Here is a 24,906-nt window from a genome sequence, read left to right as displayed (position 1 = left end):
AGCAGTTCACTTTGATTTAACGGTTTTTACATGTAAAAAGGGTTCCGCCTTTATGAACGCCTTCTAGCATATAACTTTTCACATCACTCAAATCAAACCCACTGGCAATAAACATCGATTTTTGATGTTCTAATAAAAACTGTGCCGCTTTGAGTTTGGTCACAATGCCACCCGTGGCAAAAGCAAAATTGGCAGATTTTTCCATTTCAAGCTCACTTGGCTCAATCTCATGAACAATTTTTCGCATTTTCGCATCTTCATACTTATGAGGGTCTTTGTCATAGTATCCGTCAATGTCAGAGAGTAAAATCAACAAATCTGCGCCAAAATAGTACGCTACACGAGAAGAGAGTTGGTCATTATCGCCAAAAACCAACTCCTCCGTTGCCGTGGCATCGTTTTCGTTAATGATGGGTAAAATGCCATTTTCAAGTAAAGTATCAATCGTACATTTAGCGTGATAACAGCGCTTACGTGAGTCAAAGTCATCTGCGGTCAGAAGTAACTGTGCTCCACTTTTACCAAATCGCTCAAGTTTTTTATTGTAAGTGGACATCAATTGAGGCTGTCCCACCGCAGCAATGGCTTGACGATTGTGGAGGAGTTTTTTATCCAGTTTCAAAATACTGTATCCTGCCGCCACGGCACCCGAAGAGACCAAAATGACCTCATATTTTTCCATAAGTGCCACTAAAAACTCAACTAAATTTAAAATGCGCTCTTTGCTTAAACGGTTTTGTGCACTTAAAACGTGCGTACCAACTTTAACAACGACTCTCTTCATCTCGTACCTTTCGAATAACATCTGATAATGCATATTTTATAGCATCCACATTAATTTTAGAAACAGAGGAAAGGGGTATAACAAAAAAGGGCAGATTGCCATCTCTTTCATAGACATCTTGACAATACGTATGTAAATCTTCTCTGGCTTTATATTTGTGTGCCAAATCATTGGTGTTTAAACCTAAAAGATTTAAGAAAAGGTCTACTTTTTCATTAATCTCCTCAGGCGCTAAGGTATCACAACGACTTAATGCAATCGCATAATCACGCTGTGCCAATAAAGGAGAAAATTTTTCAAGCTCTTTTTTTAACGTTTTATATTGCTCTTCAAGGTCACGATAATTGGCTAAATCTATCATGAAAAGTAAAAATTTTGTACGTTCAATATGACGTAAAAATTCTATCCCAAGACCTTTTCCTTCACTCGCCCCTTCAATAATCCCTGGAATATCCGCCATCACATAGGACTGGAAATCATCGGTAACGACAACGCCAAGCTTTGGTGTTAAGGTTGTAAATTCATAATTGGCAATTTCTGGCTGAGCATTGGAAACCACTGAAATAAGCGTTGATTTTCCTACATTGGGAAAACCAACCAGTCCAACATCCGCAATCAGTTTTAATTCTAATTTAATTGCTTTAGTCAGTCCACCTCGACCTGGTTGCGCAAATTCTGGGCGTTGATTGGTTGAACTTTTAAAGTGTGTATTACCAAGTCCACCCATACCACCTTCTAAAAAGAGTTGTTTATCACCCTCATCTAAAAGATCCAATAAAACCTCATTGGTTTCTGCATCAATGACTTGCGTACCAGGGGGAACAGTCACCACTAAATGCTCACCTGATTTTCCATACATTTTACGTCCCATACCAGGTTCGCCATTTCTTGCTTTAAGGTGTTGATTGTTACGAAAATGAGAAAGCGTGTGGGTATTTTTATCTACTTGAAAATAAACATTGCCCCCTTTGCCACCATCTCCGCCATCAGGTCCGCCTTGAATAACATGCTTTTCTCTACGAAAAGAGACACAGCCTGGGCCGCCTTTGCCAGAGCTTAGTGTGAGTGCTACATGATCGATAAACATCGTAAAACCTTTGTGTGTTGTATAAACATAATACTTTTAATCATTACATGTAAAAGTATAATCATTGAAAGTATTTAAATTTTGAGAGGAAGGAAGAAGAAGGAAACCCCTCTTCTTCGTGAAATTATGAATTAGTTTGCGGGAATAACAGAAACTTTATTTCGTGTTTTATCTTTACGTTGGAATTGAACAAATCCATCAATTAAAGCGTAGATTGTATGATCTACACCGATACCAACATTGCTTCCTACATGTACTTTTGTTCCACGCTGACGAATAATAATATTACCAGCACGTACAAACTCGCCACCAAATTTTTTAACACCCAGTCTACGTCCAGCTGAGTCTCTATTATTCTGGGTACTTCCTTGACCTTTCTTGTGAGCCATTGGTTACTCCTAATCTTTATCTTTTGTAACGCTTGTGGGTTAAGCTTTAATGCTTACAACTTTTACTCTGGTATATTGTCTTCTAAAACCACGCTTGACTTTTGAGTCTTTACGTCTACGTTTTTTGAATGTAATGACTTTCTTGTCTTTACCTTCTGTGACAACAACCAGTTCTACAACTGCACCACTGACGAAAGGTGTTCCCACTTTAAGTTCGCCGTTATTCACCGCTAAAACTTCCGTCACTTCGATTTTCTCTTTTGGCTGAGCGTCAAGTTTGTCGACGTTTAAATAGTCGCCTTCTTGAACTTTATATTGCTTCCCGCCATTTTTAATAATTGCATACATGCGTATGTCCTTCTTGGGAGAGATTTTATTTAAGGTTTGGATTCTACCCAAATCTTCTTTAAGGAAGTATTAAAGATATAAATCTCTCATGAATCTTAGAGTACCATATCGGTGTAATACTCAATTTGTTCTTTTTTCAAAATACGAATAAAGTTCGTACTCCCTTCAACGCCAGAAGGATGTCCTGCGGTGACAATATACGTTTTTTCTTTATCAAGAAGACCTTTTTCAAGCCCACGTTGAAGCGTTTGACCAATCATCACATTGAGATTACTGGTATCTATATTCATAATAGGTTTAATACCCCATGCAATCGTAAGAGAGCGTGCAATTTTTTCATCATGCGTTACCGCATAGATATCGGCACGAATACGGTAGCGCGCTAATTTTTTAGCGGATTTTCCTGAACTGGTCAGTGAAATCATCGCCTCTACATTTAAACGATCCGCCAAACGTGCTGTTGAGGAAGAGATAATGTCTGTCTCATCTAAGAAAGGATAAACCTCAAATTTTCCATACGGATAAATACTCTCTGTCTCTTTGATCGTTGCTGCCATAACCTCAACAACGTGAATAGGATTGACACCAATCGCACTCTCTTCAGAGAGCATCACAGCGTCCGTTCCATCTAAAACAGCGTTGGCAACATCGCTAATTTCCGCACGGGTTGCCATCTCTTTTTCTGCCATGGAAAGCAACATTTGCGTTGCGGTAATAACAGGTTTTGAGGCAGCATTGGCTTTGGCAATGATTTTCTTTTGAATGCTTGGAACTTTGTAATACGGCACTTCAATACCCAAATCCCCACGAGCCACCATAATACCATCGCTCACTTCTAAAATCTCATCAATTTTCTCAACGGCATCAAATTTTTCAATTTTAGCAAAAATATGCGAACGGGACTTATGCTCATTCAAAATATTTCTTACATGTAAAATATCTTTAGCACTTTGAACAAACGAAACGGCCACAAAATCAACCCCATTTTGCGCACCCCATAAAAGATCTGCCTCATCTTTGGGAGTAATCACTTCAATATTAATCACTGTATTGGGGAAATTCACCCCTTTATTCGAAGAGAGCTTACCACTGTTCTCAACTTCTGTGACAATATTTTTCCCTGTTTCAACTACCCTAGCACGAATATTGCCATCATAAAGATAAATATACTCACCCACTTTGAGCATATCTAAAATTTGTGGTTGATTGATGCAGAGCTCATAAGCACCCTCTTTTACTTTTTTGCCTACAATTTGCTCTTTTGTAAAATAGAGTCTATCGCCTGTTTCAAGCATAAAATCCTCTTCAAGTTTTCCCACTCGAATTTTAGGTCCACAAATATCTTGTAAAACACCTATTTTTTTGCCTACTTTTGCTTCTGCTTCTCTAATTTTTGCTAAGGTACTGGCGTGGTATTCGTGACTTCCATGACTAAAATTGAGGCGAAATACATTCACACCCGCACGAATTAATCCCTCTAAAACTTCTACGCTATCACTTGCTGGTCCAACTGTTGCTAAAATTTTGGTCTTTTTATCCATATTTTTTCCTTTATTTAAAATACATTCTATCTTATCACGCTATGGTTACAAAATTATATCATAAGGCTTAGCCATTCATCATGTAGAAGTGATGAACTTTTATTCACTTTCAATGAATTTAAAAGCTTTCTATGCTATCATGAACACTTATAATCCTAACAAATAAGATATTTGCATGACAAATACCATTCAACATTCCGTTTTAATTTTTCATTACAATGAAACACTTTTAGAAAGTCGGAACAGTGTACTGTGCAACACCATTGCAGGACAAGCCTCTACGTTTAAAGAAAGAGGCATTAAAGGCATTTTTATTTCGCTCAAACACGCTCCTTATTCTCCATTTGCTAAAGAAGACCCTGCGCTAGGAAATCTTGTGATGCAATTAGAAAAGCTGAGTCATAAGCTTGAAATTCCACTAAGCATTGGCGATTATAAAAAGGAGCTGTTCCCATATCTAAAACGCTTAAGTGCAGCAACCTCTTTGAAACTGTTTCAAAATATTCAAACAGCGTTTCTTTTTTTAAACCCCAATGCTCTTAAAAAAGAGCTTGATGTTTTAATTTATGATGAAGATGCTGAAAATGCGACCAAAATCACCGCAGAGCTTTCCAAACTCGGTTATTCTATTGTACAAGCCAATGATGCAGAAGATTTTAGAATCAAAGCGTCGGCTAAAAAATACGATATGACTATTACCCACACCGCAGTCAATCACTCTAAAAGTGGAGCCTCACAACCTAAGAGTTTAGGACTTTCCAAACAACTCATTATCAATTTGCCTGTTTTTATTGATACAGCCGTCAACTCATTGGTCACCATGACAGGACTTGAAGCTCAAAAAATAAAACATGAGATTAGACCTTTTAATGAAAAAATTCCTGCTCAAACGATTATTGCGGCAATGAAATTTAAAGGGGATATTAGCGGTATTTTCTTTCTCATTTTTCCTAAAGATCTTGCGCTCATCTCTTTGGAAGCGATGTTGGGTGAGCCTGTGGATGAGGAAGACAATGCTGCCATTGTCGATGGTGTTGCAGAATTTTGTAATATCATTACAGGTGCGGCTAAAGTTATCTTCTCTAAAAAAGAGCTCAAAGTCCTGTTTGAACTTCCTAAAACCTACCTCTCAATGCAAGCCGCTCTTGCAGATACACTAGGTTCCAATGGCGTTTGGATTGATATGCAATTAGATGAAAAACCTTTTTACATGTTTATCACCAAATAACTCTTTTACATGTAACGAGATGATGCTAAGGGAACCTTTTTTGCTTGTTATGCTGTATCTATCCAAAGGAGGTACGTATGAGCCTTGATGAGAGTAAAATACGAGTGAATACCTTTTTGCAACAAACACTCAATGCTATCGCCACTAAAAACGAAGAGGCTAAAAATGCTTTTGCCTCTATTTTAGAGAGTGAAATCAGCATTAAGCAAAAAGAAACATCTAATGAAACACCGATTGAGACGCTAACATCTTCTTCACAAGATGAAGCCCTTGAATCCTTTAAAGAAGCACTTAGAACCAAAGGTGCGCTTCAATTTTATCAAGATTACAATTTTGAAAAAATTGAAAAGATGATTGAAGAGAAAAAAGCAGAGCTTATGGATAAGCTAGGGCTTAGTGAAGATGCCCAAACTCCTCTTGTGGGAGAAGAACGGGCTCATGCACTGGCGAGTTTAGATGAGATGCTAGATGCGTATCGTAAACAGTTACAAGAGAAGATGCAAGCTGAGGATGAACTGAAACAGCAAACCTCAACGCTCACAACCTTTTTGCAAGATTTGGCTTAACGCTTTTGAAAAATTAAAATGGTTTTATCAGGCGCATCCCCAAAAAGGGTGATGGGCTTGGTCGAAACCAATTTAAGCGCTGTCAGTTTTTTAAAAAATGAAAGCGGATGAAAATATTGGATAATGTTTCCTTCCTCTTTACGATATAACGCACCTTCCTTTTCAAAAAGAACGATTTTGGTAAAAAGCTCTTTATTCGAAAACGTTGCGTCCACACACAAAAATTGTGTGCCATTGTCCTGACACATAACGCCTTCTGCTACACCTTCAAAACCATAGAGTGTATTGACATCACAGACAAAATAGCCCCCTTTTGGCAAGCAAAAAGCAATGGCATTTAAAAAGTCATCGAGTTCATGGGGTGGAATGTAATTCAGCACATCCGCAATCGCCACCACACATTCAAAACCCTCCGCTTCACATTCACAAAGCTCCTTGGTGGAAGCATTCACACCCAAAGCAAGGGCTCGCTCCACCATTTTAGTACTTCTATCAATCCCTAAAGCCTCAAAGCCATTCTCTTTGAGATGTTTTAAGAATTTTCCATTACCACAGCCGACATCTAAAATAGTCTTTACATGTAAAGATTTTAAGAGGGCTAAATAGTTCTGATACAGCATTTCATACTGGGCATCAAAGCCAATGAGGGATTCTATTTTTGCGTAAAGATCAAGAGGATTTATCATCAGACTTCTTTAAAAAAAGAGGCGTGAAACCACGCCTCTTAAGAGGTTTAATCAACGAGTTCTTGTTTGAATAACTCTTCGTCAAAGGTTTTACCGAGGTATTCACATAAAATACGTGTATCACGACGGGCATTGCCTAAACAACTGGTTGCTCCAGGACTTGGCGTCATGTTAAAGATAATACCCGTACCCGGATTGATGCTCGCTTCTCCTAACATCAATTTCTGCTCCGTTTTATTAATAACCTGAGGTCTTACACCACCAAAGTTATGTGCGTATTCGATATCTTCGATTTGTAAGGAAGGTACGATTTTTCGAGCATCTTTCACAAAAAGCTCTTTACCATACTTTGGTACCTCAAAAAAGAAGTTTCTAAAAATATAATTTCGAATATCGCTGTCTTTCATCAAATCATAAAATACTTTGGCAACTTTGGTATCAAACTGCAATGTCTGCCAAAAATCAAGATACGTACCCCCTGTGTAGCGCTCTAATTTTGGAAGCACTAACGCAGTCGGTCCAAAACGGGTACAGCCTCCTGCCAAAATATCAGGGTCACCATGCAGTGCAGCAAACGGAAGTTTTGGATGCTGAACCATGTAAACTTTACCATTCAACATTTTTTGCTTGGTCATATAAAAACTTCCCGCAACGGGTAAACACGCAAAATCAAGCCCATAGCCCATTTCATGCGCAAGGTAAAGCGAGTGAGCACCGGCATTGACCACGACAAAATCTGCGGTAAAGGTTTTATCTTTGGTCATCACGACATGCATATCACCCAATTTTGTGATACTAGTCACTTGTGAATTTAAGAAAACATCGGCAACTTTGCCTTCAATTTTTTGCGCCTCTTCGACCAAACTTTCTGTCATCTGCCCAAAATCTACGGTACTGTACTGTCCACCTTCAACACCCACACCGACAATGTTTTCAGGACGTTCTTTGCCATACTGATCAAAGACAAGTTTAGGCTCAATCTTGGCAAGTTTTTCTTTGTCAAAGACTTCCAAATAAGGATAAAGATCTTTAAAATCCTCGTAACGCTTCAGCATATAATCCACTTCAGCATCACCCACACCGATTGCCATTTTTTGATGAGCAAACAAAAATTTATCCTGATGACCATGCTGTACACAATACTTTGCGACCATGCTTGCAGTCTCTTTGACTTTGGTTGCTTTCTCTAAGGTGTAGTTTGTCTCGATGTCACCACAGTGAATGGTTTGGGAATTGGAAGTTCCAGCAGAATTAAGTTTTGCTAAACGTTCATACTTTTCAACAAGCGCAATACGCTTAATATCCGTATATTTGGCAAGCTCATAAAAAAGAGCTGCTCCTGAGATACCGCCGCCAATGACTAAGACGTCATAGTGATTTTTTGTCATGATAAAAAACTTCCTACTCTAAGATTTTAGGGTAACGCATTTTATTATAAAACATCCAACAAAAACTTTAAACTAATTTAATATTTATAGGTTAATCTATCCACTTTAAGATTGCAAAGCAATCGCTTCGATTTCCACCAAAGCATTTTTGGGTAATGTTTTCACCGCTACGGTACTACGAGCGGGCTTATGCTCACCAAAAAAACTTCCATACACGGCATTGACACTGGCAAAATCATCCATATTGGCTAAAAAAATGGTGGTTTTAACCACATGATTTAAACTGCTCTTTGCCTCTTTGAGCACTGCTTGAAGATTTTCAAGAACCTGCGTGGTTTGCGCCTTAATATCGCCTTCTAAAAATGTACCATCAGGACGCAAGGCAATTTGACCTGACGTAAAAACCATTCCATTGGCGACAATCGCTTGAGAATAAGGTCCAATGGCACAAGGCGCATCGGGAGTTGAGATAACATTCATTTTTCTTCCTTTGTAAAATGTTCTATAACATGGTTAAAAACAGCTTCAAGTGCTTCTACTTCGCTTAAGGGACAACACTCATTGGGCGCATGAATGGTATCGTTTACCACCCCACACTCAATCGTGGCTACCCCAAACGCACCAAAAAAACGTGCGTCACTTGTACCTCCAGCCGTGGAGAGTTTGGGGGATTTTTGCGTTACATGTAAAAGTGCTTTTTCAACGGCTTTGACAATCAAAGACTCTTTAGATGTTACAAAAGGATGAGCGGTTTGATTCAAACGTAGCGTAAAATCAAGCCCGTTTAGCACGTCACAAATATACTGCTCAATCGCTTCAGCAGTCGTTTTGGTAGAGTTTCGTACGTTAAACATGATTTTGAGATTCTGTGGCGTGACATTGCTCACTTCCATCCCGCCTCTGATATCCGTAATGACCATCATCGAGGGGCCAAAAAATTCATCGCCACAATCTAGCTGATGACCTGCGAGTTTAGAGAGTAGTGGCGCTATTTGATGCACGGGATTGATAGTTTTCTCAGGATAAGCCGCATGTCCTTGTTTTCCTTTAATCTCAATCACCCCATTGATAGAACCTCTTCGTCCCACCTTTATCGCATCGCCAAAGACTTTCTCAGAAGTCGGCTCCGCTACAATGGCATAATCAGGCAAGAAAGAGCGCTCTTTTAAACATTTCAGCACCTCTATCGTTCCATGCTTGGCATCACCCTCTTCATCACTGGTTAAAAGAGCTGAGAGCGTACCTTGAAACGTCTTGGCTTGTTTAAGCGCTTGAAGAAAAGCACACACACCGCTCTTCATATCTTGCGCTCCTCTGGCATACACCACACCCTCTTTCACCACAGGCTCAAAAGGATTACTCTCCCAGCCTTGCCCTGGAGGCACCACATCAATATGTCCTGCAAAACAGAGGTGTGCCCCCTCGCCAAAACGTTTATATAAAAAAAGATTTTTCGTCTCTTCTACATTGACTTCAATCACTTCAAAATCACTCAAATACTCTTTTATAAAGGCAAATGCGCCATCCTCTTCAGGTGTGATTGAAACATATCGTAAAAGTTTTAAAAAAAGTTCATCTGTTTTTATCATCATTTTTCCATTCTAAAAGAGTCTTGTTTAAAATTTATTCTCTTTTTAAGGTTATCTTTTTCTCTCAAGTTTTCTTAAAGTTTAATCAGTGTGGCACCAAAACCACCCATATTGATTGGCGCATCGCCATACGAAACCAATGCAGGGTAAGTACTCAAAAAGGTTCTGACCGCATAAGCTAGTTTACCCGTGCCAATGCCATGATAGACCAGCACCTCATCAAAGCCACTCATTAAGGCATCGCTTAAGAATTTATCGAGCCGCTCTATCGCTTCATCGGCTCTGAGTCCATGCAAATCCAAAATCATCGAAGCACTAGGAGTCTCTTTAGAAATGCTCACTCCCGCACGTTGAACTTTTGGCTGATTACCACTACGTTTGAGCTTGGAAAGAGGCACACGTAAGCTAATACCATCGCACTCAATCATCGCCTCTTCTTTTTTAATGCTCTTAATCACACCCTTAGAGCTTCCATATTTAATTCTATCGCCCACCACCAAAGGTTCAGGTTTATGCTCAGGAATCACTTTTTTGGTCTCTTGATGGAGTTGATTGGCTTTGTTTAAAAGACGATGCGACTCTTTGGTATCACTACTTTTAATCGCTTTTTTGGCTTCACCAATGGCTTCTTGAAACTCTTTTGCCATCTTCGAGTACGCCAACTCAAACTCATCCTTGACCCGTTCTTTCTCCTCTTTTAACGAGAGTTTGAGCTTTTCGACTTCGTGCAATTTAGCCTCTAGCTCTTCAGAGGTTTGGCGCATTTTCAGCTCCAAATCAATGTTTTTTTGAATCAAATCATTGAGTTTTTCTTTATCTTCGCCGTACAATACTCTAGCCTCAGCTACGAGTGTTTGAGGAATGCCATACCGAAGAGCCGTTTCAAAGGCGTAACTTTTACCAATCGTTCCTTTTAAGAAACTGTACGTGGGACGTTCGGTTTTTTCATCGTAAATAGCGGCTAAAAGTTCTACCTCAGGGTGTGTCGCCAAAAGGGATGCTAAGCGTTTATGGTGCGTGGTGATGACGATTTTCATCTCTTTATCAATCAGTTTTTCTATCATCACCTTAAAGAGATTGGCCGCTTCATCGGCGTCCGTTCCTAACTCTATCTCATCCACGCCCACAAGGGTCGCTTTTTTGCCAAAGAGTTTGCTAAATTCGCTCATACGCCCCGCAAAGGTGGAGATGTCATTTTTCACATTTTGAGGGTCATCCAAAATAGCAAACACCTCTTTAAACGAGCCAATACTCGAGTGTTTTGCATCTATACGCATGGGAAGGAGGTACTTGCTTAAAATCGCCGCACTCAAAATGGATTTTAAAAGCATGGTCTTTCCACCCGCATTCACACCCGTTATCATCAACACCTGTTTACTAAAATCAATGCTAATAGGCTTTGGATGTAAAAGAGCGGGATGAGCAAAGTTTTCCAGTTTTAAAGCGTTGCCTTTAGAAGGAAGCACAAAATCCATATCTTTTTCTCTGGCATAAGCAACTCTGGCATAGTAGGCATCAAAACGATCAAACTCTTTATTGACAAAGCTTAAAAATTTTAACTGCTTGCTAAAGAGTGAGGAGATTTGTTTGGCGTACATGTAGACCAACTCCTCTTTTTTATCTAAGAGTTCACTTTCACGACTGACTAATTTTGAAAGCGCTTCTGGAACCACATAGAAAAAACCACTGCTACTGCGACCAATGACATTGCCTTTTAAGACATGGTTAAACCCGCCACGCACTAGAAGCGCTTCTTGATTGTTGATGTAGTGTATCTGTTTATCGGCAAGGTAGAGGGCAATTTTCTCCGTGGAAATGAGACGTCTAAGGGTGGAGTTCATCTCCTCCTTAATCATTTTCAAGCTTTTCGCAATATGCGCAAACTGTTCATCCACACTCGCCCTAAGCTCTCCTTTTTCATCGAAATAGTCACAAATCGAGCGCACATCCAAAGGAATAACAATGCGCTCCATCCATTCACCCAAACTCTGTTCACGTAAAATGGATTTGAGGTAACTAAAGTAACGAATTATCTGCACAAAGGCAAAAATTTCAGAAAGCCTCAGCACACCTAGTTTGCTTAAATGCATCAGTGCGACATCTAAATTAGGCACTTCTGGTAAAGGCTTTAGGCGATCACGCATCAAAAGTTCATGAATGAGTTTATAATGTAAGTTAGCATCACCCTCCATAAAAAGAGGTTTTTCTCGGGCTAAAAAGTGCTTAAAAGAGGTCGCATAATCGACCAAATCAAGCTTTGAAAAAAGTTTTTCCATGGTTATTTCAAGTTACATGTAAAGATGTCTATCACGACACCTTTATCATTTTTATTGGTATCGCTGGGAATAAAACTCATCGTGCCACTGACAAAAATAAAATCCTTTTGATGAACTTCTCTTTGCCCACATACCAATGTTTTTCCCTGTTTAAAAGCATTAAGCATGGCTCGATTGTGTGCGCTTTTTTGAGCGACATTCCACTCATAAAACGCCCCCGCCACAATCGTCATGAGAATACAACCTAAAAGCAAGAGTTTAGTGCGTGTTGATAAAACCTCTTTTTTAGCGTACCAAAAAGCACTTAAGAGCAAAACAATCGCAATAAAAAGCAAAAGTTGCATCAGATAACTCCTCGAAGTTGATAGGTAATATCCCCTGCACCAAAACTAATCACCAATCCCTCATCAAACACACGGTGATCTGCTTCGTTTGGAAAGAGTTCTATACTATCATTTTTTCGATAAATTCGAGGCGCAAAGAGCGGTTCATAGCGTGCAAACTCTTTTTCAAAATCAATAAAAACTTCTTTCTCTCCCGCTTTCCAAACAGGTAAAATGACCAACTCATCCACACCTTCAAAACAGGAGACAAAACTCTCTAAATTATCAATAGTGCGTGAGTATTTATGCGGTTGCCAAATAGCCGTTACCTTTTGAAGCCCCATCAATTTAGCGTAAATTTTAGCAGAACCAAGCGTTGCTTTAATTTCTGTGGGATGATGTCCATAATCATCAATTAACGCAAAATTATCCTCTTTGGCGATAATATCAAAACGCTTTTTAATCCCTTTATAAAACTTCAGTTTTTCACGCACACTCTCCACATCCATCTCATGCAACGCCGCTAAAATGGCTAAAGAAGCATTCAGAGCCATATGCGCTCCAATCCCCCACACCTCAAAACGTCCCAAATCTTTGAGTTCAAAAGAGGTATAAGGCTCACCCTCGTGCATCAAGGTTTGAATGTTTTTAATATCTTGACTGGGATAGAGTCTGGTGGCTTCAAGCTCACTCAGTGTGCTTAAAAACTCATCTTCAGCGTTAATCACACGAATTTTCGCACTCTGTAAAAAGTGGCGATACGCCCCATAAAAACGGTTCAAATCGTAGTTATAGTACTCCATATGCTCAGGTTCAGCGTTCGTCACCACCGCAATGTAAGGATTGGAATTTAAAAAACTCTCATCACTCTCATCGGCTTCAAAAATGACATTATTGCCCTCTTTGTAGTACATATTGGTGCCATACTGTTTGCTCTCCGCTCCAATGACTAAAGAGCCCTCAATCAATGAGGCAAGCATAGCGCTCGTGGTACTTTTACCATGCGCTCCACAGACTGAGAAAACCCGTCTGTCTTTTAAAATAAACAAAAGCGCTTCACGGCGTGGCATAACGCTTATCCCTTTTTCACGTGCACGTACGAGTTCCACGTTATCAGGCTTAATCACCGCAGAGTAAACCACCAAATCTTGATCGGTGATACAATCAGCGTTGTGAGGAATACGCACCTTGATGCCTAACTCTTCTAACCCCGCCGTAATTTTTGTGGCTTTAATATCTGAGCCTGTAATCTCATAACCCTCTTGTTTCAAATACTTCGCTAAAGCAGACAGTCCAATACCGCCAATTCCTACAAAATGAACTCTTCTTTTCAATCATTTTCCTTCATAAATGCTGCAATCTCTTTTAAAATTTTTTCTGTTTTTTCACTATTTTCCACCAACGCAATGCGCACATATCCCTCACCCATGCCCTCACGTCCTAAAAATCGCCCAGGTAAGACTTTGATATTTTTCGTCTCGTAAAGTTTACATGTAAAGGCTATATCATCGCTCACCTCTAGCCAGACATAAAAGGTTGCATCCACCTTTTTCACACCTAAAATCTCCTGCGCTAAAGAGAGGTTTTTAGCATACTCTTTGCGGGTAAGTTCCACATGTTCCATATCATTCCATGCGAGAACTGAAGCCATTTGAATCGGCAATGGAATCCCCATACCCACATAAGTTCGATACTGTGCGTACCCTTTTAAAATGTTTGCATCCCCAGCAATAAAGCCTGAGCGTAAACTAGGAGCGGAACTGCGTTTAGAAATGGAGTTAATGACCAACATATTTTTAAAGCTGTGATTTCCTACATATAAAGAGGCTTCTAAAAGCGATACTGGCTTTATATCGGCATAAATTTCACTGTAACACTCATCGTTTAAAAGCACAATGTCATGTTTGAGCGCAAAGCGTACCCACTCGCTTAACTCCTCCAAAGAGAGAGTAGAAGTGGTTGGATTGTTTGGGAAATTTAAGATAATCAAATCCGCATTTTGAAGCTCTGGCGTGTTCATATCAGGCTTAAACGCATTCTCTTTGCTAAGATTTAAATGAATGACTTTTGCACGACTGGCAATCGCAGCCCCTTCGTAAATCTGATAAAAGGGATTGGTGTACGCCATCACGGGATTTGGTTTGTCAAATAAAAAATATTGAGGAAAATTAAACAACACCTCTCTGGTACCAAAAGTAGGAATAAGCTCACTGGCTTTAAGTTCCACACCAAAACGCTTTTGCATAAAACTGCGCTGTGCTTCATTCACACACGCTTCGCCTAAGGATTTTGGGTATTTATTGAGTAAGGCACTGTTTTGTTTGAGTGCTTCTTGGATAAAATCAGGCGTATCAAACTGCGGTTCACCAATGGTTAAAGAAACCGCTGGATACACACTATTTGGTGTTATATTTTTAAGTAATTCACTGAGTTTTTCAAAGGGATAGGGTTCAAAATGCAATGGTTTTCCTTTTTACATGTAAAGATAATTAATGAGGCATATTCAATTTTTGAGTCATCAGTTCACCCTCATCATTAAAATAAAGATAATAGAGCAAATCTTTTTTAACACGAAGACCCACAAGATACCGCAAAGCTAAATTGGCTTGCAAGGAGGCGATGTGCATGACAATAGGTGCTGCAATGCCCTCAGGGGTTTTGTTACTGATGGCAAAGGCTTTAAAACTGCTCTGCTCAAAGAGACACACTTGCCCATGAAATGCCTCCACCGAGCCATAAAGCCACGGGGTTTTAACCTCTTTGGCATACGTATCTATCAAAGCGCGTGTGGGTAAATTATCGGTCGCATCGATGATTAAATCAACGCCAATGCCTTTACATGTAAAGTCTTCTAAACGTCCAACATGCGCAAAAACCTTGACATACGGGCAACGCTCTTCTATGCTTTGTTTGACAATTTGGGCTTTAAACTTACCCTCATCCCCGACTTTAAAAGCAATTTGACGGTGAATATTGTGCACACTCACCGTATCAAAATCAACGAGATGTATCTCACCAATACCTGAACTGCCTAGTGCATAGGCTAAAGAGCTTCCTAGCCCTCCACACCCAATGATGACAATTTTTTTATGTTGCAAAGAGGCTTGTTTCTCTTCGCCCCAGAGCTGAATTTGTCGGTGAAAATAGTTCATCATAATGCCTCTCGTTTGAGTACGTGTTTTTTCCAACCCCATAATTTTCTAGCTTCCGCTAAGCTCTCTTTCTCAATACTCGCTACAAGCATCTCCTCTTTATCGCCTAAGCTAAGCTCTACTTCACCAAAAGGAGAAAGCAAACTACTTTGTCCGTAAAACTGCCATGTTTCCTCTTCTTTATACGTGCCTACTCGATTGGCTCGTAAAATATAGACGTTGTTGAGCATGGAGCGCAGTTTTAACAGCTCTTCCCAGCGTTTTGAGGACTCAAAGGTTGAAGAAGTAGGGATTAATACCACATCCACATTTTTACGCATCACCTCAACCCACACCATATCAAAATGCAATTCATACCCACTCACAATGCCAAAACGAAGTCCGCCATGCAAGAAAAGGGGTAAAGTGTACTTAGAAATAGCATTGGCAAAAAACTTCTCTTCATTCCAATGTTTGTAATTAATGAGAAACTGCTGTTCAAAAAAATGAACCGATTTGGGTGAAAAATGGGCATTGCACTTATAACAAAAATCACCCTTGACATTCACAATGGGAGCGATAACATGTAAATCATACACGGCGCACAATTTTTTCAACGCTTCAATTTTATGGTTAGATTGCTCTTTAATCATTGAGATGGGCATATTTTCTAACTCTTTAAAAAAGCTATTGAGTGCGTATTCACTCAGCAAAACGACCTCAACCCCTTCTTGTTTGCAAATACGAAAGTAATAATCCAGCTTTGCCTCACTCATCGGTAAGGTGCTTAGTTGCAATGCCGCTATTTTCATCGCTTTTATTCCTTCTCTTGTAATTGCGTGTAAGTGAGTTTCGCCTCTTCAAGCATCTTCGTCGCCTCTTTTAAAATCGCAATACCCTCTTGATACTTTTTCATCCCTTCTTCTAAGGAGAGTTCAGGATTAGAAAGGTTCTCTAAAATGATTTTGGCACGCTCTAGTTTTACTTCAAAACTCTCTTTTTCTTCTTGCATGTTAACCCTTTGCCTCTAATGCTTTTTTAATGTAAAAATCAAACTTATCGTACTCGACTAAAAAGGCATCATGCCCATAGTTGCTATCAATGCAGATATAATCCACCCGCTCACTGCGCCCTATATTTTCCATCGTGTTTTTAATCATCTCCATCTCTTCGGGCATAAAAAGGCAATCACCCTTAAATGAAATCAGTGTGAGTTTGGCTTTAATATGTTTAATCGAATCTTCCAAAGAGTCGTAATTGCGCATCGCATCAAAAATATTCATCGCTTTAATGATATACAAGTAACTTAAAGGGTCAAACCGTTTGGCAAAACTGTACCCGTTGTACTCCATGTACTTTTCCACTTGAAAACGCCCAAAGAGCTCATACAAACCATCGGTTTCAACGTAGTTGCGTCCAAATTTTTTATTCATCGAGTGCGGACTTAAAAAACTAATGTGTCCTGCCATTCGCCCCATGGCAAAACTATGCAAGCCCTCTTCTTCAAAATCCTCAGGATTATAATTGCCCTCTTTAAAACGAGGGTCATGCGAAATGCCTTCCATCGCAATTTTATTCCAAGCGATTGCCCAAGGTCCTGTGGCATAGGTGGTGGCAAGTAAAATCACCCGTTTAGCAAAATGAGGATACTCAATGGACATACAAAGCCCTTGCATTCCCCCCATTGAGCCTCCAATAATCGCATACGCCTCTAAAATCCCCAAACGAGCAAACAGGTTCATCTGAGCTCTGACCATATCGCTAATGGTTAAAACAGGAAACTTAAGACGCAACGGCTCTTTGGTTTTAGGATTGATGCTCATAGGTCCGGTGGAGCCAAAACAGCTTCCTAAAACATTGACACAAATGACACAAAATTTTGTCGTATCAATCACTTTTCCATCGCCAATCAAAGGATCCCACCACCCAGCTTTAGTTTCACCCTCATAACGACCTGCGGCATGATGACTGCCTGTAAGTGCATGAAAGAGCACAATCACATTGCTTTTGTCTTCGTTCATTTCACCGTAAAGCTCATATTTGAGTTCATACGTCTCTAAAATACGTCCACTCTCCAAATAAAGTGCTTCATCAAACTGAGCAAGGGCTGTTTTAATTTTCAAATCGTTCCTTGTATACATTTACATGTAAGGCGAAGTTGCACTCTTTTGGAAACAATTTGAGCCGATGGACCAAAGTGAAACTTTGAGGCATCCATCGTGTCTCAACTCTTGTTAGAAAAAGAGTTTAACGCAGCTTATCCTTGATTAATTCACTCTGTAATTAGGTGCTTCGTGTGTGATGATAACATCATGCACGTGGCTCTCTTTAAGCCCTGCACTGGTAATTTCCACAAACTCTGCTCTCTCTTGATAATCAACAATATCACGTGCGCCCACATAGCCCATTGAAGAGCGAAGACCGCCTACGAGTTGGAAAATCACATCACGAATAGAACCTGCATGAGGCACACGACCCTCAATACCCTCAGGTACCAGTTTATCCGCAGCCGTTCCCTCTTGAAAATAACGATCACTGCTTCCTTTGGTCATCGCCCCAATACTTCCCATACCACGGTATGTTTTGTACTGACGCCCTTGATAGGTAATCACTTCACCAGGACTCTCATCGGTTCCTGCTAGTAAGCTTCCTACCATAACGCTCTGAGCACCCGCTGCTAAGGCTTTGGCAAAATCGCCTGAATACTTAATACCTCCATCAGCAATCACAGGAACCCCGTGTTTGCGACCCACTTCAGAGCACTCTTCAATGGCAGAAATTTGTGGCACACCCACACCTGAGACGATACGTGTTGTACAAATACTTCCCGGTCCTATACCAATTTTAATGCCATCCACACCTGCGGCAACCAAAGCTTCTGCCGCTTCGGATGTAGCGATATTTCCTGCGATAATATCAACATCTAATTCTTTTTTAATCAGCTTAACCGTATCAATAATGCCTTTTGAATGCCCGTGTGCTGAGTCTAAAACCAACACATCCACACCCGCTTCGCTTAAAGCACGAGCACGATCTAACTGACCCACGCCAATGGCAGCACCCACACGAAGTCTTCCAAACGCATCTTTGTTGGCATTGGGATACTCTTGACGTTTTTTTAAATCTTTAATGGTAATAAGACCTGAGAGTTTATTGTCCTCATCGACCACAGGGAGTTTTTCAACCTTATTGGTTCTAAAAATCGCCTCCGCATCATCCAGCGTTGTGCCTTTTTTCACGGTAATTAAAGGCATTTTAGTCATCAACTCTTCGACATTTTTTGTATAGTCATTTTCAAAACGTAAATCACGGTTGGTTAAAATACCAATGAGCGTGTTGCTATCATCCACCACTGGAACACCTGAAATGCGGTACTCTGACATAATTGCTAGTGCGTCACGAAGCGTGGCATGTGCTTTAATCGAAACAGGGTCAATAATAATGCCACTCTCGCTCTTCTTAACACGACGGACTTCTCTTACCTGAGATTCGATATCCATATTTTTATGAATAATACCAATCCCCCCCAAACGTGCCATCATAATCGCCGCTCTATGTTCCGTGACCGTATCCATCGCCGCAGACACCAAAGGAATATTCAGACTAATGCGTTTAGTAAGCTTTGTTTTAATGTCAACCTCTTTAGGCAAAATCTCCGAATATTGTGGAACCAATAATACATCTTCAAATGTCAGTGCTCTTTTTCTAATTTTCATGCGTGCTCTCCTATAACCCTAATGCTCTCTCTAAGCTCAGTGCTCCATCTAAAAGCGCTTGCTCACCGTATGCTTGACCAATCAGTTGTCCACCTACTGGTAACCCTTTACTATCAAAACCTAATGGCACAGAAATGCCTGGAAGTCCCACAAGATTGAGTGAAATGGTATAAATATCACTCAAATACATCTCTAAAGGATCGGCTTTTGAACCAAATTCAAACGCAGTTGTTGGCGTTACAGGCATAAAAATAAGCTCCGCCTCTTTAAAAATAGCCTCGTATTGCGCTTTAATGAAATGGCGTGCTTTTTGCGCCTTAATATAATACGCATCGTAATACCCACTACTCAAAACAAAGGTTCCAAGTAAAATTCTACGCTTCACCTCTTCACCAAATCCTAGACTTCGGCTTTGAATAAACATCTCTTTAAGATTTTCATTGCTTCCACGATTGCCATAACGCACCCCATCATAGCGGCTTAAATTCGCACTTGCCTCAGCGGTTGCAATGACATAATAGGTTGCGATGTCATACTTAGAATTAATGAAATTACGATAAATAATTTTATGCCCCGCTTTTTCAAGGGCTTTGATGCCTTCAAGCATTTTTTCACGCACTTCATCGCTGGCTTCATTGAGATAATTTTCAATCACCGCAATGGTCATTTTACGATCGGCATTGAGTTTATCTGCCACACTTTGATGCGCCATACTCGCACTGGTGGAGTCTTTAGGCTCATGCCCTGCGATAATGTCATACAAAATCGCCGCATCTTCCACATTTTGCGTAATCGGTCCAATCTGATCCAGTGAACTTGAATACGCCCCCAAACCATAACGGCTTACTTTGCCATAGGTGGGTTTTAACCCTACACAACCGCAAAATGCCGCAGGTTGGCGAATACTTCCACCTGTATCACTTCCCAATGCTGCAATCGCAATGCCACCCGCAACCGCTGCCGCACTTCCGCCACTGCTTCCACCAGGGACACAGTTTGGATTGTGTGGGTTAAGGGTTTTACCATAGAAAGAAGACTCCGTGGAGCTTCCCATCGCAAACTCATCCATATTGGTTCGACCAAAAGGAGCTAAACCGTGGCGTAGCATATTGTCAATCACGGTTGCATTATACGGTGCAACATAGCCTTGCAAGATATTAGAAGCACTGGTGACTTCCCAACCATTGACTTGAATATTGTCTTTAATCGCAATGGGAATACCTGAGCCATACTCACTCATAGGTTTACATGTAAGCTGTTCTACATACGCACCCAAGCTTTTTTTCGCTTCAATCTCTTTTTTGAGCTCACTTCTCAATGCCTCAATCTCTTCTTTAGGAAGTTTTAACGCCTCTTTTAAGGTTATCACTTCATATCCTTTAACTGTTTCGTTCTTCGATTTACCAAATAAACACACACACCAATCAAGGCAAAAATAGCACCAATGGTTACAAAAATAAAGCTAAGCTCCACAGGAGCACTCAAATCAACCATGAAGTGCCTCATTACATCGATGGCAAAGCTCTTCTTCGCTTTTTGAGCGGTATTTCCAACAACGTGGACATTTGCATTTAGAGGCTTTTAAAATTTTAAAGCTATCGCCCGCCACTTCAAATACACCCATTTCATCTGCTTCATCATGCTCAATCACTTTACTCACCGTAAACCAATCTTCCGCATCGACTTTTTCAAGCGCTGAAATTTTAGGTGATTTCGTTTGAATGACCAATTCAAGCGTAGATTTAATGACTTTCTCTTTCTTCAAGTTATCCACAATCTCAAAAAATTTCTCTCTGGCTTCTACCATATACGCTTCATCAAAATTGCTCTCAATCATTGGAAATGGTGAGTAAAGTACATCAAAAACGCTTTCTTTTTTCAAAATAGCAGGGGCGTATTCCATCATCTCATCAATGGTATAAGTGAGTGTCGGAGCCATTAATGCCATCAATTTCTCGGCGATTAACGCCATCGCACTCTGTGCGGAGAGACGAAGAGAATCATTTTTAGCATTACAGTAGAGTCTATCTTTTGAAATATCCAAATAAATACCGCTAAGCTCAACAGTGATAAAATGATTAAGAAGTGCAAACCCTTTAGAGAACTCATACTCTCTAAAATAAGCCTCAACCTCATCAAACACCCCTTTGGCATGGGCTAAAATCCACTTATCCAATGCACCCATTTGCGCAATAGGCATCAACACTTCAAGGTCATTGACGTTTGCCAATAAAAATCGAAAGGTATTTCGGATTTTTCGGTACTGCTCGCTGATTTGTTTTAAAATATTATCGCTGATTTTCAAATCGGTAGTGTACTCACTCGTACCCACCCATAAACGTAAAATCTCAACACCATATTGTTTCGCAACATCTGAGGGTGCTACCACATTGCCCTTAGATTTGCTCATCTTCTCACCCTTCTCATCGACGGTGAAACCATGCGTTAAAATCTTAGCATAAGGTGCAATGCCGTTATTAGCCGTACTCACCAAAAGTGAGCTTTGAAACCAACCACGATGTTGGTCACTTCCTTCCAAATACATTGTGGCAGGATAACTGCCTGAATCATACTCTGAAGATTCAAGGACAGCTTTCCACGTGCTACCACTGTCAAACCAGACATCCAAAATATCCATCACTTTTTCAAGATTTTCAGGGTTATAACCACTGTTCTCAACCAAAAGATCTGCAATCTCCAAATCCCACCACGCATCCGCACCTTTTTCTTCAAAAATAGTAGCGATGTGCTCTACGACTTTCGTATCAAAAATCGGTTTACCTGTCGTTTTATCTCTAAAAAATGCGATAGGAACACCCCAATCTCTTTGACGTGAGATACACCAATCAGGGCGATTTTCAATCATCGAACCCAAACGGTTAATGCCCGATTTTGGATAGAAACGAACTTTCCCCAGTTCCTTCATCGCCATTTTACGAAGACTCTCACGTCCATCCACCGCTTCATCCATCGCCACAAACCACTGCTTGGTCGCACGGTAAATGATAGGCTGATGGGTTCTCCAACAAAAGGGATAGGAGTGGGTGAATCTTGAACATTTCAGCAAACTGTTGCCCAAAAGCTCCAAAATACGCTCATTGCATTTAAAAATATGCTCACCCACAAAACTCTCAGGATTTGGAAGCAGTCCTAAACGAACGATCGTTTCATCATAACAACCCCTTTCATCCACAGGCATCACCACTTCAAGTCCGTAACGAAGCCCTACTTTGTAGTCATCATCACCATGCCCAGGAGCGGTATGAACACATCCACTTCCGCCATCCATCGTGACATGATTGCCTAAAATTAACTGTGATGAGCGAGCATTGAGCGGATTGATCGCAAAGCTGTTTTCAAGCACGCTTGCGTTAAACGTTTTAACAACCTCACCCGCTATAACACCTTGCTCTACAAGCTTTACATGTAAAGGCTCCGCCACGATATAACCGTCGCTAGTAAGCACGTAATTTTCATCAGGACTAAAGGAGATACCCACATTAGCAGGCAATGTCCATGGCGTTGTCGTCCAGATAATCACCGACGCATCAGAGCTAATCTCTAACTTCGCTTTTGCTTCATCACCGAGGGCAAATGCCACAAAGATAGAGTAATCTTCTTTATCTTCATACTCCACTTCCGCTTCAGCTAAAGCACTACGTGCCGCCCATGACCAATAGACTGGTTTGCTACGCTCAATTAAAAGTCCTTTGTCTGCGACACCACAAAGCGCTCTGTAAATATCCGCTTCAAATTTAAATTTCATCGTCATATACGGATTGTCCCAATCGCCTATTACACCTAAGGATTTAAACTCTTCTCGCTGAATATCAATAAATTTACGTGCGTGTTCACGGCACAATTCACGAATTTTACTTTTTGGCAGTGCGTCTTTTTTCTCTTTACCAAGGTTTTTTTCCACCTGCTGTTCAATAGGCAAACCATGACAATCCCAACCTGGAACATAACGCACTTTTTCACCAAAGAAGTAATGCGTTTTAATAATCACGTCTTTGAGAATTTTATTGAGGGCGTGACCGATGTGAATATGCCCATTGGCATACGGAGGGCCATCGTGCAAGATAAATGACTGAGGGGCATTTTCACGATTTTGAATCATTTTAGCATAAGCGCTCTTTTCTTTGGAAAACCACTTTGCATAACGTGCAGGTTCATTTTGGGGAAGATTTCCTCGCATGGGAAAATCTGTCTGTGGAAGAAGCAAGGTCTCTTTATAGTCCATTAATAATCTCTCCTTGGAAGCTATACAGCTGTGAAAACTTTACATGTAAGCGTCTCTTAAAATGAGGCAAGTTTATCTAAAAACGATTTAAGAAGCACTTACGGTATAATGGCTAAAAGGTCTATTGAGGGAAACCTCTTAATTTTACGTACTTTAAAAAGGGTATTTTCATGAAAAGTTCTTTGATTATCGTAGGCAAAGCACTCCGTTACAACCACGCTTTTTTAAACTATATTCATTCGCATGTTCAGGCATCTTTGGACTTTCCTGACCAAACGGTTTACATCGATAAAAACGATAAAGACCTTTTTGATGTCATTGAAGAGGCGATTAATCGTTCCGAAGAGACGGTCATTGTCACCACGGCTGAGAGTTTTAATCTCATTAATAAAGTTGTTGCCACGCTTGGAGAAGAGACACTTGAACTCAAAGGTGATATGCTCATTCCATCCAAAACCATTCATTATGAAAAAAACAGTTATCTTCTTATTCGAGACACCAAACGTATCAATGTCATCAAGGTGCAGGAGACACACAAACTCCCTCCCCTGCTTATAGAGTCTAAAAATACAAACTCTCTTTTCTCTATTGTCAACATGGATGAAGACTCTTTGAAAATTCTCATTGAACCTCTAGCCCAAAATTATGAAATACGCATTACCCCAACCACGATTATTGATGGATGGATTAGTGTTGAAGCCATTTCGAATAAATACGGCAATATAGAAAGCTTCTTCAAGGCTGTTACATCTTTGCTCCCTCAAAAGGTCATTTTACACGCAGATGTCATTGAACATATCTCACAATGCCTTCAAAACCATAACCAGACACTTAGCCTTGCAGAAAGTTGCACAGGAGGGCTTCTTGCGTCCATGTTTACACAGCACTCAGGTATCTCCTCAGTCTTTCATGGTGGCTTAGTAACGTATGACAATGCTATTAAAGAGTCTTGGTTAGGCGTGAGTCATGAAACGATTGAACGATTTGGGGCAGTCAGTGAATTGTGTGTACGAGAAATGCTAGAGGGCGTTTTAAATGCTAGCCTTTCAGATTATGCGATTGCAACCAGTGGTATTGCCGGTCCAACAGGAGGAAGTACAGAAAAACCTGTGGGAACAGTCTATGTGGGTGCCCGAAATAAAGAAGGGGTTATACTAGTTGAAAGACTCCTTTTAGAAGGCGATCGAGAATATATCCAAACCCAAAGCGCACTGCATGCGATAAAGTTACTTTTGCATGTGGGAGAAAATATTTTTTTAAAAAGTGAAAAAAACTCTTGACAAATGAAAAATTTTTCTCTATAATTTCAGCCTCATTACGAGAAGAACGGTGAATGACTCGTTAGCTCAGCCGGTAGAGCATCTCCCTTTTAAGGAGGTGGTCGATGGTTCGAATCCATCACGGGTCACCACTTTTTGTTTGTTGTGCGACCCCATCGTCTAGTGGTCCAGGATCCCGCCCTTTCACGGCGGTTACAGGGGTTCAAATCCCCTTGGGGTCGCCATAACTTCTTTTTCTAATGTTCCCTTTTGGTCGCTTAGCTCAGTTGGTAGAGCGCCACCCTTACAAGGTGGATGTCATAAGTTCGAGTCTTATAGCGACCACCATTTA

General features: G+C 40.4%; 24 protein-coding genes and 3 tRNA genes. 6 read left to right on the top strand and 21 right to left on the bottom strand.

Features of this window, described 5'->3' with window-relative positions:
* Positions 1–16: 16 nt before the first annotated feature.
* The 5 genes from proB to pyk all read right to left on the bottom strand — a co-directional run bounded on the left by proB (position 17) and on the right by pyk (position 4,149).
* On the bottom strand, positions 17–784 hold the full coding sequence (gene proB / locus SDEL_RS02605; RefSeq protein WP_012856308.1) for a glutamate 5-kinase: 768 nt from the start codon (positions 782–784) through the stop codon (positions 17–19).
* Positions 765–1,871 carry a GTPase ObgE gene (gene obgE, locus SDEL_RS02600; RefSeq protein WP_012856307.1) on the bottom strand — a complete coding sequence of 369 codons (1,107 nt, stop codon included), beginning with the start codon at positions 1,869–1,871 and terminating at the stop codon, positions 765–767. Before obgE ends, proB begins: the two co-directional genes overlap by 20 nt.
* Positions 1,872–2,002: 131 nt before the next feature.
* Positions 2,003–2,260, bottom strand: coding sequence for a 50S ribosomal protein L27 (rpmA, locus tag SDEL_RS02595; protein WP_012856306.1), 258 nt, complete (start codon positions 2,258–2,260; stop codon positions 2,003–2,005).
* 39 nt (positions 2,261–2,299) lie between these two features.
* Positions 2,300–2,608, bottom strand: a complete 309-nt coding sequence (gene rplU / locus SDEL_RS02590) for a 50S ribosomal protein L21 (protein ID WP_012856305.1) — start codon at positions 2,606–2,608, stop codon at positions 2,300–2,302.
* A 95-nt stretch (positions 2,609–2,703) separates the two neighbouring features.
* Entirely contained in the window at positions 2,704–4,149 is a 1,446-nt protein-coding gene (gene pyk, locus SDEL_RS02585) for a pyruvate kinase (protein WP_012856304.1), read from the bottom strand.
* 175 nt (positions 4,150–4,324) lie between these two features.
* Between pyk and SDEL_RS02580 the strand changes: the two genes are divergently transcribed.
* Positions 4,325–5,377: a chemotaxis protein CheX gene (locus tag SDEL_RS02580; RefSeq protein ID WP_012856303.1), complete on the top strand. Its 1,053-nt coding sequence runs from the start codon at positions 4,325–4,327 to the stop codon at positions 5,375–5,377.
* Positions 5,378–5,454: 77 nt separating this feature from the next.
* Positions 5,455–5,943 carry a hypothetical protein gene (locus SDEL_RS02575; RefSeq protein ID WP_012856302.1) on the top strand — a complete coding sequence of 163 codons (489 nt, stop codon included), beginning with the start codon at positions 5,455–5,457 and terminating at the stop codon, positions 5,941–5,943.
* On the opposite strand, the gene SDEL_RS02570 is transcribed toward SDEL_RS02575, so the two are convergent.
* The 16 genes from SDEL_RS02570 to ileS form a co-directional block, all read right to left on the bottom strand.
* The gene (locus SDEL_RS02570) at positions 5,940–6,629 is read right to left on the bottom strand and encodes a class I SAM-dependent DNA methyltransferase (protein ID WP_012856301.1); all 690 of its coding nucleotides are present in this window, start codon (positions 6,627–6,629) and stop codon (positions 5,940–5,942) included. The genes SDEL_RS02575 and SDEL_RS02570 overlap by 4 nt on opposite strands.
* Positions 6,630–6,676: 47 nt before the next feature.
* The gene (locus SDEL_RS02565; RefSeq protein WP_012856300.1) at positions 6,677–8,017 is read right to left on the bottom strand and encodes an FAD-dependent oxidoreductase; all 1,341 of its coding nucleotides are present in this window, start codon (positions 8,015–8,017) and stop codon (positions 6,677–6,679) included.
* Between the two features lie 105 nt (positions 8,018–8,122).
* Positions 8,123–8,497 carry a RidA family protein gene (locus SDEL_RS02560; protein WP_012856299.1) on the bottom strand — a complete coding sequence of 125 codons (375 nt, stop codon included), beginning with the start codon at positions 8,495–8,497 and terminating at the stop codon, positions 8,123–8,125.
* Positions 8,494–9,603, bottom strand: coding sequence for a succinyl-diaminopimelate desuccinylase (gene dapE, locus SDEL_RS02555; protein WP_223295856.1), 1,110 nt, complete (start codon positions 9,601–9,603; stop codon positions 8,494–8,496). The genes SDEL_RS02560 and dapE overlap by 4 nt, the downstream gene beginning before the upstream one ends.
* A 77-nt stretch (positions 9,604–9,680) precedes the next feature.
* Entirely contained in the window at positions 9,681–11,882 is a 2,202-nt protein-coding gene (locus tag SDEL_RS02550) for an endonuclease MutS2 (RefSeq protein ID WP_012856297.1), read from the bottom strand.
* Positions 11,883–11,884: 2 nt separating this feature from the next.
* Positions 11,885–12,226, bottom strand: coding sequence for a hypothetical protein (locus SDEL_RS02545; RefSeq protein WP_012856296.1), 342 nt, complete (start codon positions 12,224–12,226; stop codon positions 11,885–11,887).
* Entirely contained in the window at positions 12,226–13,539 is a 1,314-nt protein-coding gene (gene murC, locus SDEL_RS02540) for a UDP-N-acetylmuramate--L-alanine ligase (RefSeq protein ID WP_012856295.1), read from the bottom strand. Before murC ends, SDEL_RS02545 begins: the two co-directional genes overlap by 1 nt.
* Positions 13,536–14,666, bottom strand: a complete 1,131-nt coding sequence (locus SDEL_RS02535) for a succinyldiaminopimelate transaminase (RefSeq protein WP_012856294.1) — start codon at positions 14,664–14,666, stop codon at positions 13,536–13,538. The genes murC and SDEL_RS02535 overlap by 4 nt, the downstream gene beginning before the upstream one ends.
* A gap of 28 nt (positions 14,667–14,694) precedes the next feature.
* Positions 14,695–15,360: a HesA/MoeB/ThiF family protein gene (locus tag SDEL_RS02530; protein ID WP_041666424.1), complete on the bottom strand. Its 666-nt coding sequence runs from the start codon at positions 15,358–15,360 to the stop codon at positions 14,695–14,697.
* On the bottom strand, positions 15,357–16,148 hold the full coding sequence (locus SDEL_RS02525; protein ID WP_012856292.1) for a carbon-nitrogen hydrolase family protein: 792 nt from the start codon (positions 16,146–16,148) through the stop codon (positions 15,357–15,359). The genes SDEL_RS02530 and SDEL_RS02525 overlap by 4 nt, the downstream gene beginning before the upstream one ends.
* A gap of 5 nt (positions 16,149–16,153) precedes the next feature.
* Positions 16,154–16,348, bottom strand: coding sequence for an exodeoxyribonuclease VII small subunit (gene xseB / locus SDEL_RS02520; RefSeq protein WP_012856291.1), 195 nt, complete (start codon positions 16,346–16,348; stop codon positions 16,154–16,156).
* A gap of 1 nt (position 16,349) precedes the next feature.
* Entirely contained in the window at positions 16,350–17,459 is a 1,110-nt protein-coding gene (gene metX / locus SDEL_RS02515; RefSeq protein WP_012856290.1) for a homoserine O-acetyltransferase MetX, read from the bottom strand.
* A gap of 144 nt (positions 17,460–17,603) precedes the next feature.
* The gene (gene guaB, locus SDEL_RS02510; RefSeq protein ID WP_012856289.1) at positions 17,604–19,052 is read right to left on the bottom strand and encodes an IMP dehydrogenase; all 1,449 of its coding nucleotides are present in this window, start codon (positions 19,050–19,052) and stop codon (positions 17,604–17,606) included.
* Positions 19,053–19,062: 10 nt separating this feature from the next.
* Complete coding sequence (gene gatA / locus SDEL_RS02505) at positions 19,063–20,421, bottom strand: Asp-tRNA(Asn)/Glu-tRNA(Gln) amidotransferase subunit GatA (protein WP_012856288.1); 1,359 nt, start codon at positions 20,419–20,421, stop codon at positions 19,063–19,065.
* Positions 20,418–20,546: a hypothetical protein gene (locus SDEL_RS12355; RefSeq protein WP_012856287.1), complete on the bottom strand. Its 129-nt coding sequence runs from the start codon at positions 20,544–20,546 to the stop codon at positions 20,418–20,420. The genes gatA and SDEL_RS12355 overlap by 4 nt, the downstream gene beginning before the upstream one ends.
* Positions 20,539–23,295 (bottom strand): isoleucine--tRNA ligase, encoded by a 2,757-nt coding sequence (ileS, locus tag SDEL_RS02500; protein WP_012856286.1) that lies wholly within the window; start codon positions 23,293–23,295, stop codon positions 20,539–20,541. Before ileS ends, SDEL_RS12355 begins: the two co-directional genes overlap by 8 nt.
* Positions 23,296–23,465: 170 nt before the next feature.
* Here ileS and SDEL_RS02495 point away from each other — a divergent pair, with 170 nt between their 5' ends.
* The 4 genes from SDEL_RS02495 to SDEL_RS02480 all read left to right on the top strand — a co-directional run bounded on the left by SDEL_RS02495 (position 23,466) and on the right by SDEL_RS02480 (position 24,902).
* On the top strand, positions 23,466–24,575 hold the full coding sequence (locus tag SDEL_RS02495; RefSeq protein ID WP_012856285.1) for a CinA family protein: 1,110 nt from the start codon (positions 23,466–23,468) through the stop codon (positions 24,573–24,575).
* Positions 24,576–24,630: 55 nt separating this feature from the next.
* A tRNA-Lys gene (locus SDEL_RS02490) sits at positions 24,631–24,706 on the top strand.
* 17 nt (positions 24,707–24,723) lie between these two features.
* Positions 24,724–24,799 (top strand) — tRNA-Glu (locus SDEL_RS02485).
* Between the two features lie 27 nt (positions 24,800–24,826).
* Positions 24,827–24,902, top strand: a tRNA-Val gene (locus tag SDEL_RS02480).
* The last annotated feature ends 4 nt before the right edge of the window (positions 24,903–24,906 follow it).

Source organism: Sulfurospirillum deleyianum DSM 6946 (assembly GCF_000024885.1).
GTDB classification, from domain to species: domain Bacteria; phylum Campylobacterota; class Campylobacteria; order Campylobacterales; family Sulfurospirillaceae; genus Sulfurospirillum; species Sulfurospirillum deleyianum.
Note: the sequence above shows the minus strand (reverse complement) of the source record. Positions and strands in the feature narration are given on the sequence as shown.

What these genes read in the sequence shown, in the direction of transcription:
- proB (WP_012856308.1), bottom strand. Translation starts at nt 784, where the DNA reads ATGAAGAGAGTCGTTGTTAAAGTTGGTACGCACGTTTTAAGTGCACAA.
- obgE (WP_012856307.1), bottom strand. Translation starts at nt 1,871, where the DNA reads ATGTTTATCGATCATGTAGCACTCACACTAAGCTCTGGCAAAGGCGGC.
- rpmA (WP_012856306.1), bottom strand. Translation starts at nt 2,260, where the DNA reads ATGGCTCACAAGAAAGGTCAAGGAAGTACCCAGAATAATAGAGACTCA.
- rplU (WP_012856305.1), bottom strand. Translation starts at nt 2,608, where the DNA reads ATGTATGCAATTATTAAAAATGGCGGGAAGCAATATAAAGTTCAAGAA.
- pyk (WP_012856304.1), bottom strand. Translation starts at nt 4,149, where the DNA reads ATGGATAAAAAGACCAAAATTTTAGCAACAGTTGGACCAGCAAGTGAT.
- SDEL_RS02580 (WP_012856303.1), top strand. Translation starts at nt 4,325, where the DNA reads ATGACAAATACCATTCAACATTCCGTTTTAATTTTTCATTACAATGAA.
- SDEL_RS02575 (WP_012856302.1), top strand. Translation starts at nt 5,455, where the DNA reads ATGAGCCTTGATGAGAGTAAAATACGAGTGAATACCTTTTTGCAACAA.
- SDEL_RS02570 (WP_012856301.1), bottom strand. Translation starts at nt 6,629, where the DNA reads ATGATAAATCCTCTTGATCTTTACGCAAAAATAGAATCCCTCATTGGC.
- SDEL_RS02565 (WP_012856300.1), bottom strand. Translation starts at nt 8,017, where the DNA reads ATGACAAAAAATCACTATGACGTCTTAGTCATTGGCGGCGGTATCTCA.
- SDEL_RS02560 (WP_012856299.1), bottom strand. Translation starts at nt 8,497, where the DNA reads ATGAATGTTATCTCAACTCCCGATGCGCCTTGTGCCATTGGACCTTAT.
- SDEL_RS02550 (WP_012856297.1), bottom strand. Translation starts at nt 11,882, where the DNA reads ATGGAAAAACTTTTTTCAAAGCTTGATTTGGTCGATTATGCGACCTCT.
- SDEL_RS02545 (WP_012856296.1), bottom strand. Translation starts at nt 12,226, where the DNA reads ATGCAACTTTTGCTTTTTATTGCGATTGTTTTGCTCTTAAGTGCTTTT.
- SDEL_RS02530 (WP_041666424.1), bottom strand. Translation starts at nt 15,360, where the DNA reads ATGATGAACTATTTTCACCGACAAATTCAGCTCTGGGGCGAAGAGAAA.
- SDEL_RS02525 (WP_012856292.1), bottom strand. Translation starts at nt 16,148, where the DNA reads ATGAAAATAGCGGCATTGCAACTAAGCACCTTACCGATGAGTGAGGCA.
- xseB (WP_012856291.1), bottom strand. Translation starts at nt 16,348, where the DNA reads ATGCAAGAAGAAAAAGAGAGTTTTGAAGTAAAACTAGAGCGTGCCAAA.
- guaB (WP_012856289.1), bottom strand. Translation starts at nt 19,052, where the DNA reads ATGAAAATTAGAAAAAGAGCACTGACATTTGAAGATGTATTATTGGTT.
- SDEL_RS12355 (WP_012856287.1), bottom strand. Translation starts at nt 20,546, where the DNA reads ATGGTTGATTTGAGTGCTCCTGTGGAGCTTAGCTTTATTTTTGTAACC.
- ileS (WP_012856286.1), bottom strand. Translation starts at nt 23,295, where the DNA reads ATGGACTATAAAGAGACCTTGCTTCTTCCACAGACAGATTTTCCCATG.
- SDEL_RS02495 (WP_012856285.1), top strand. Translation starts at nt 23,466, where the DNA reads ATGAAAAGTTCTTTGATTATCGTAGGCAAAGCACTCCGTTACAACCAC.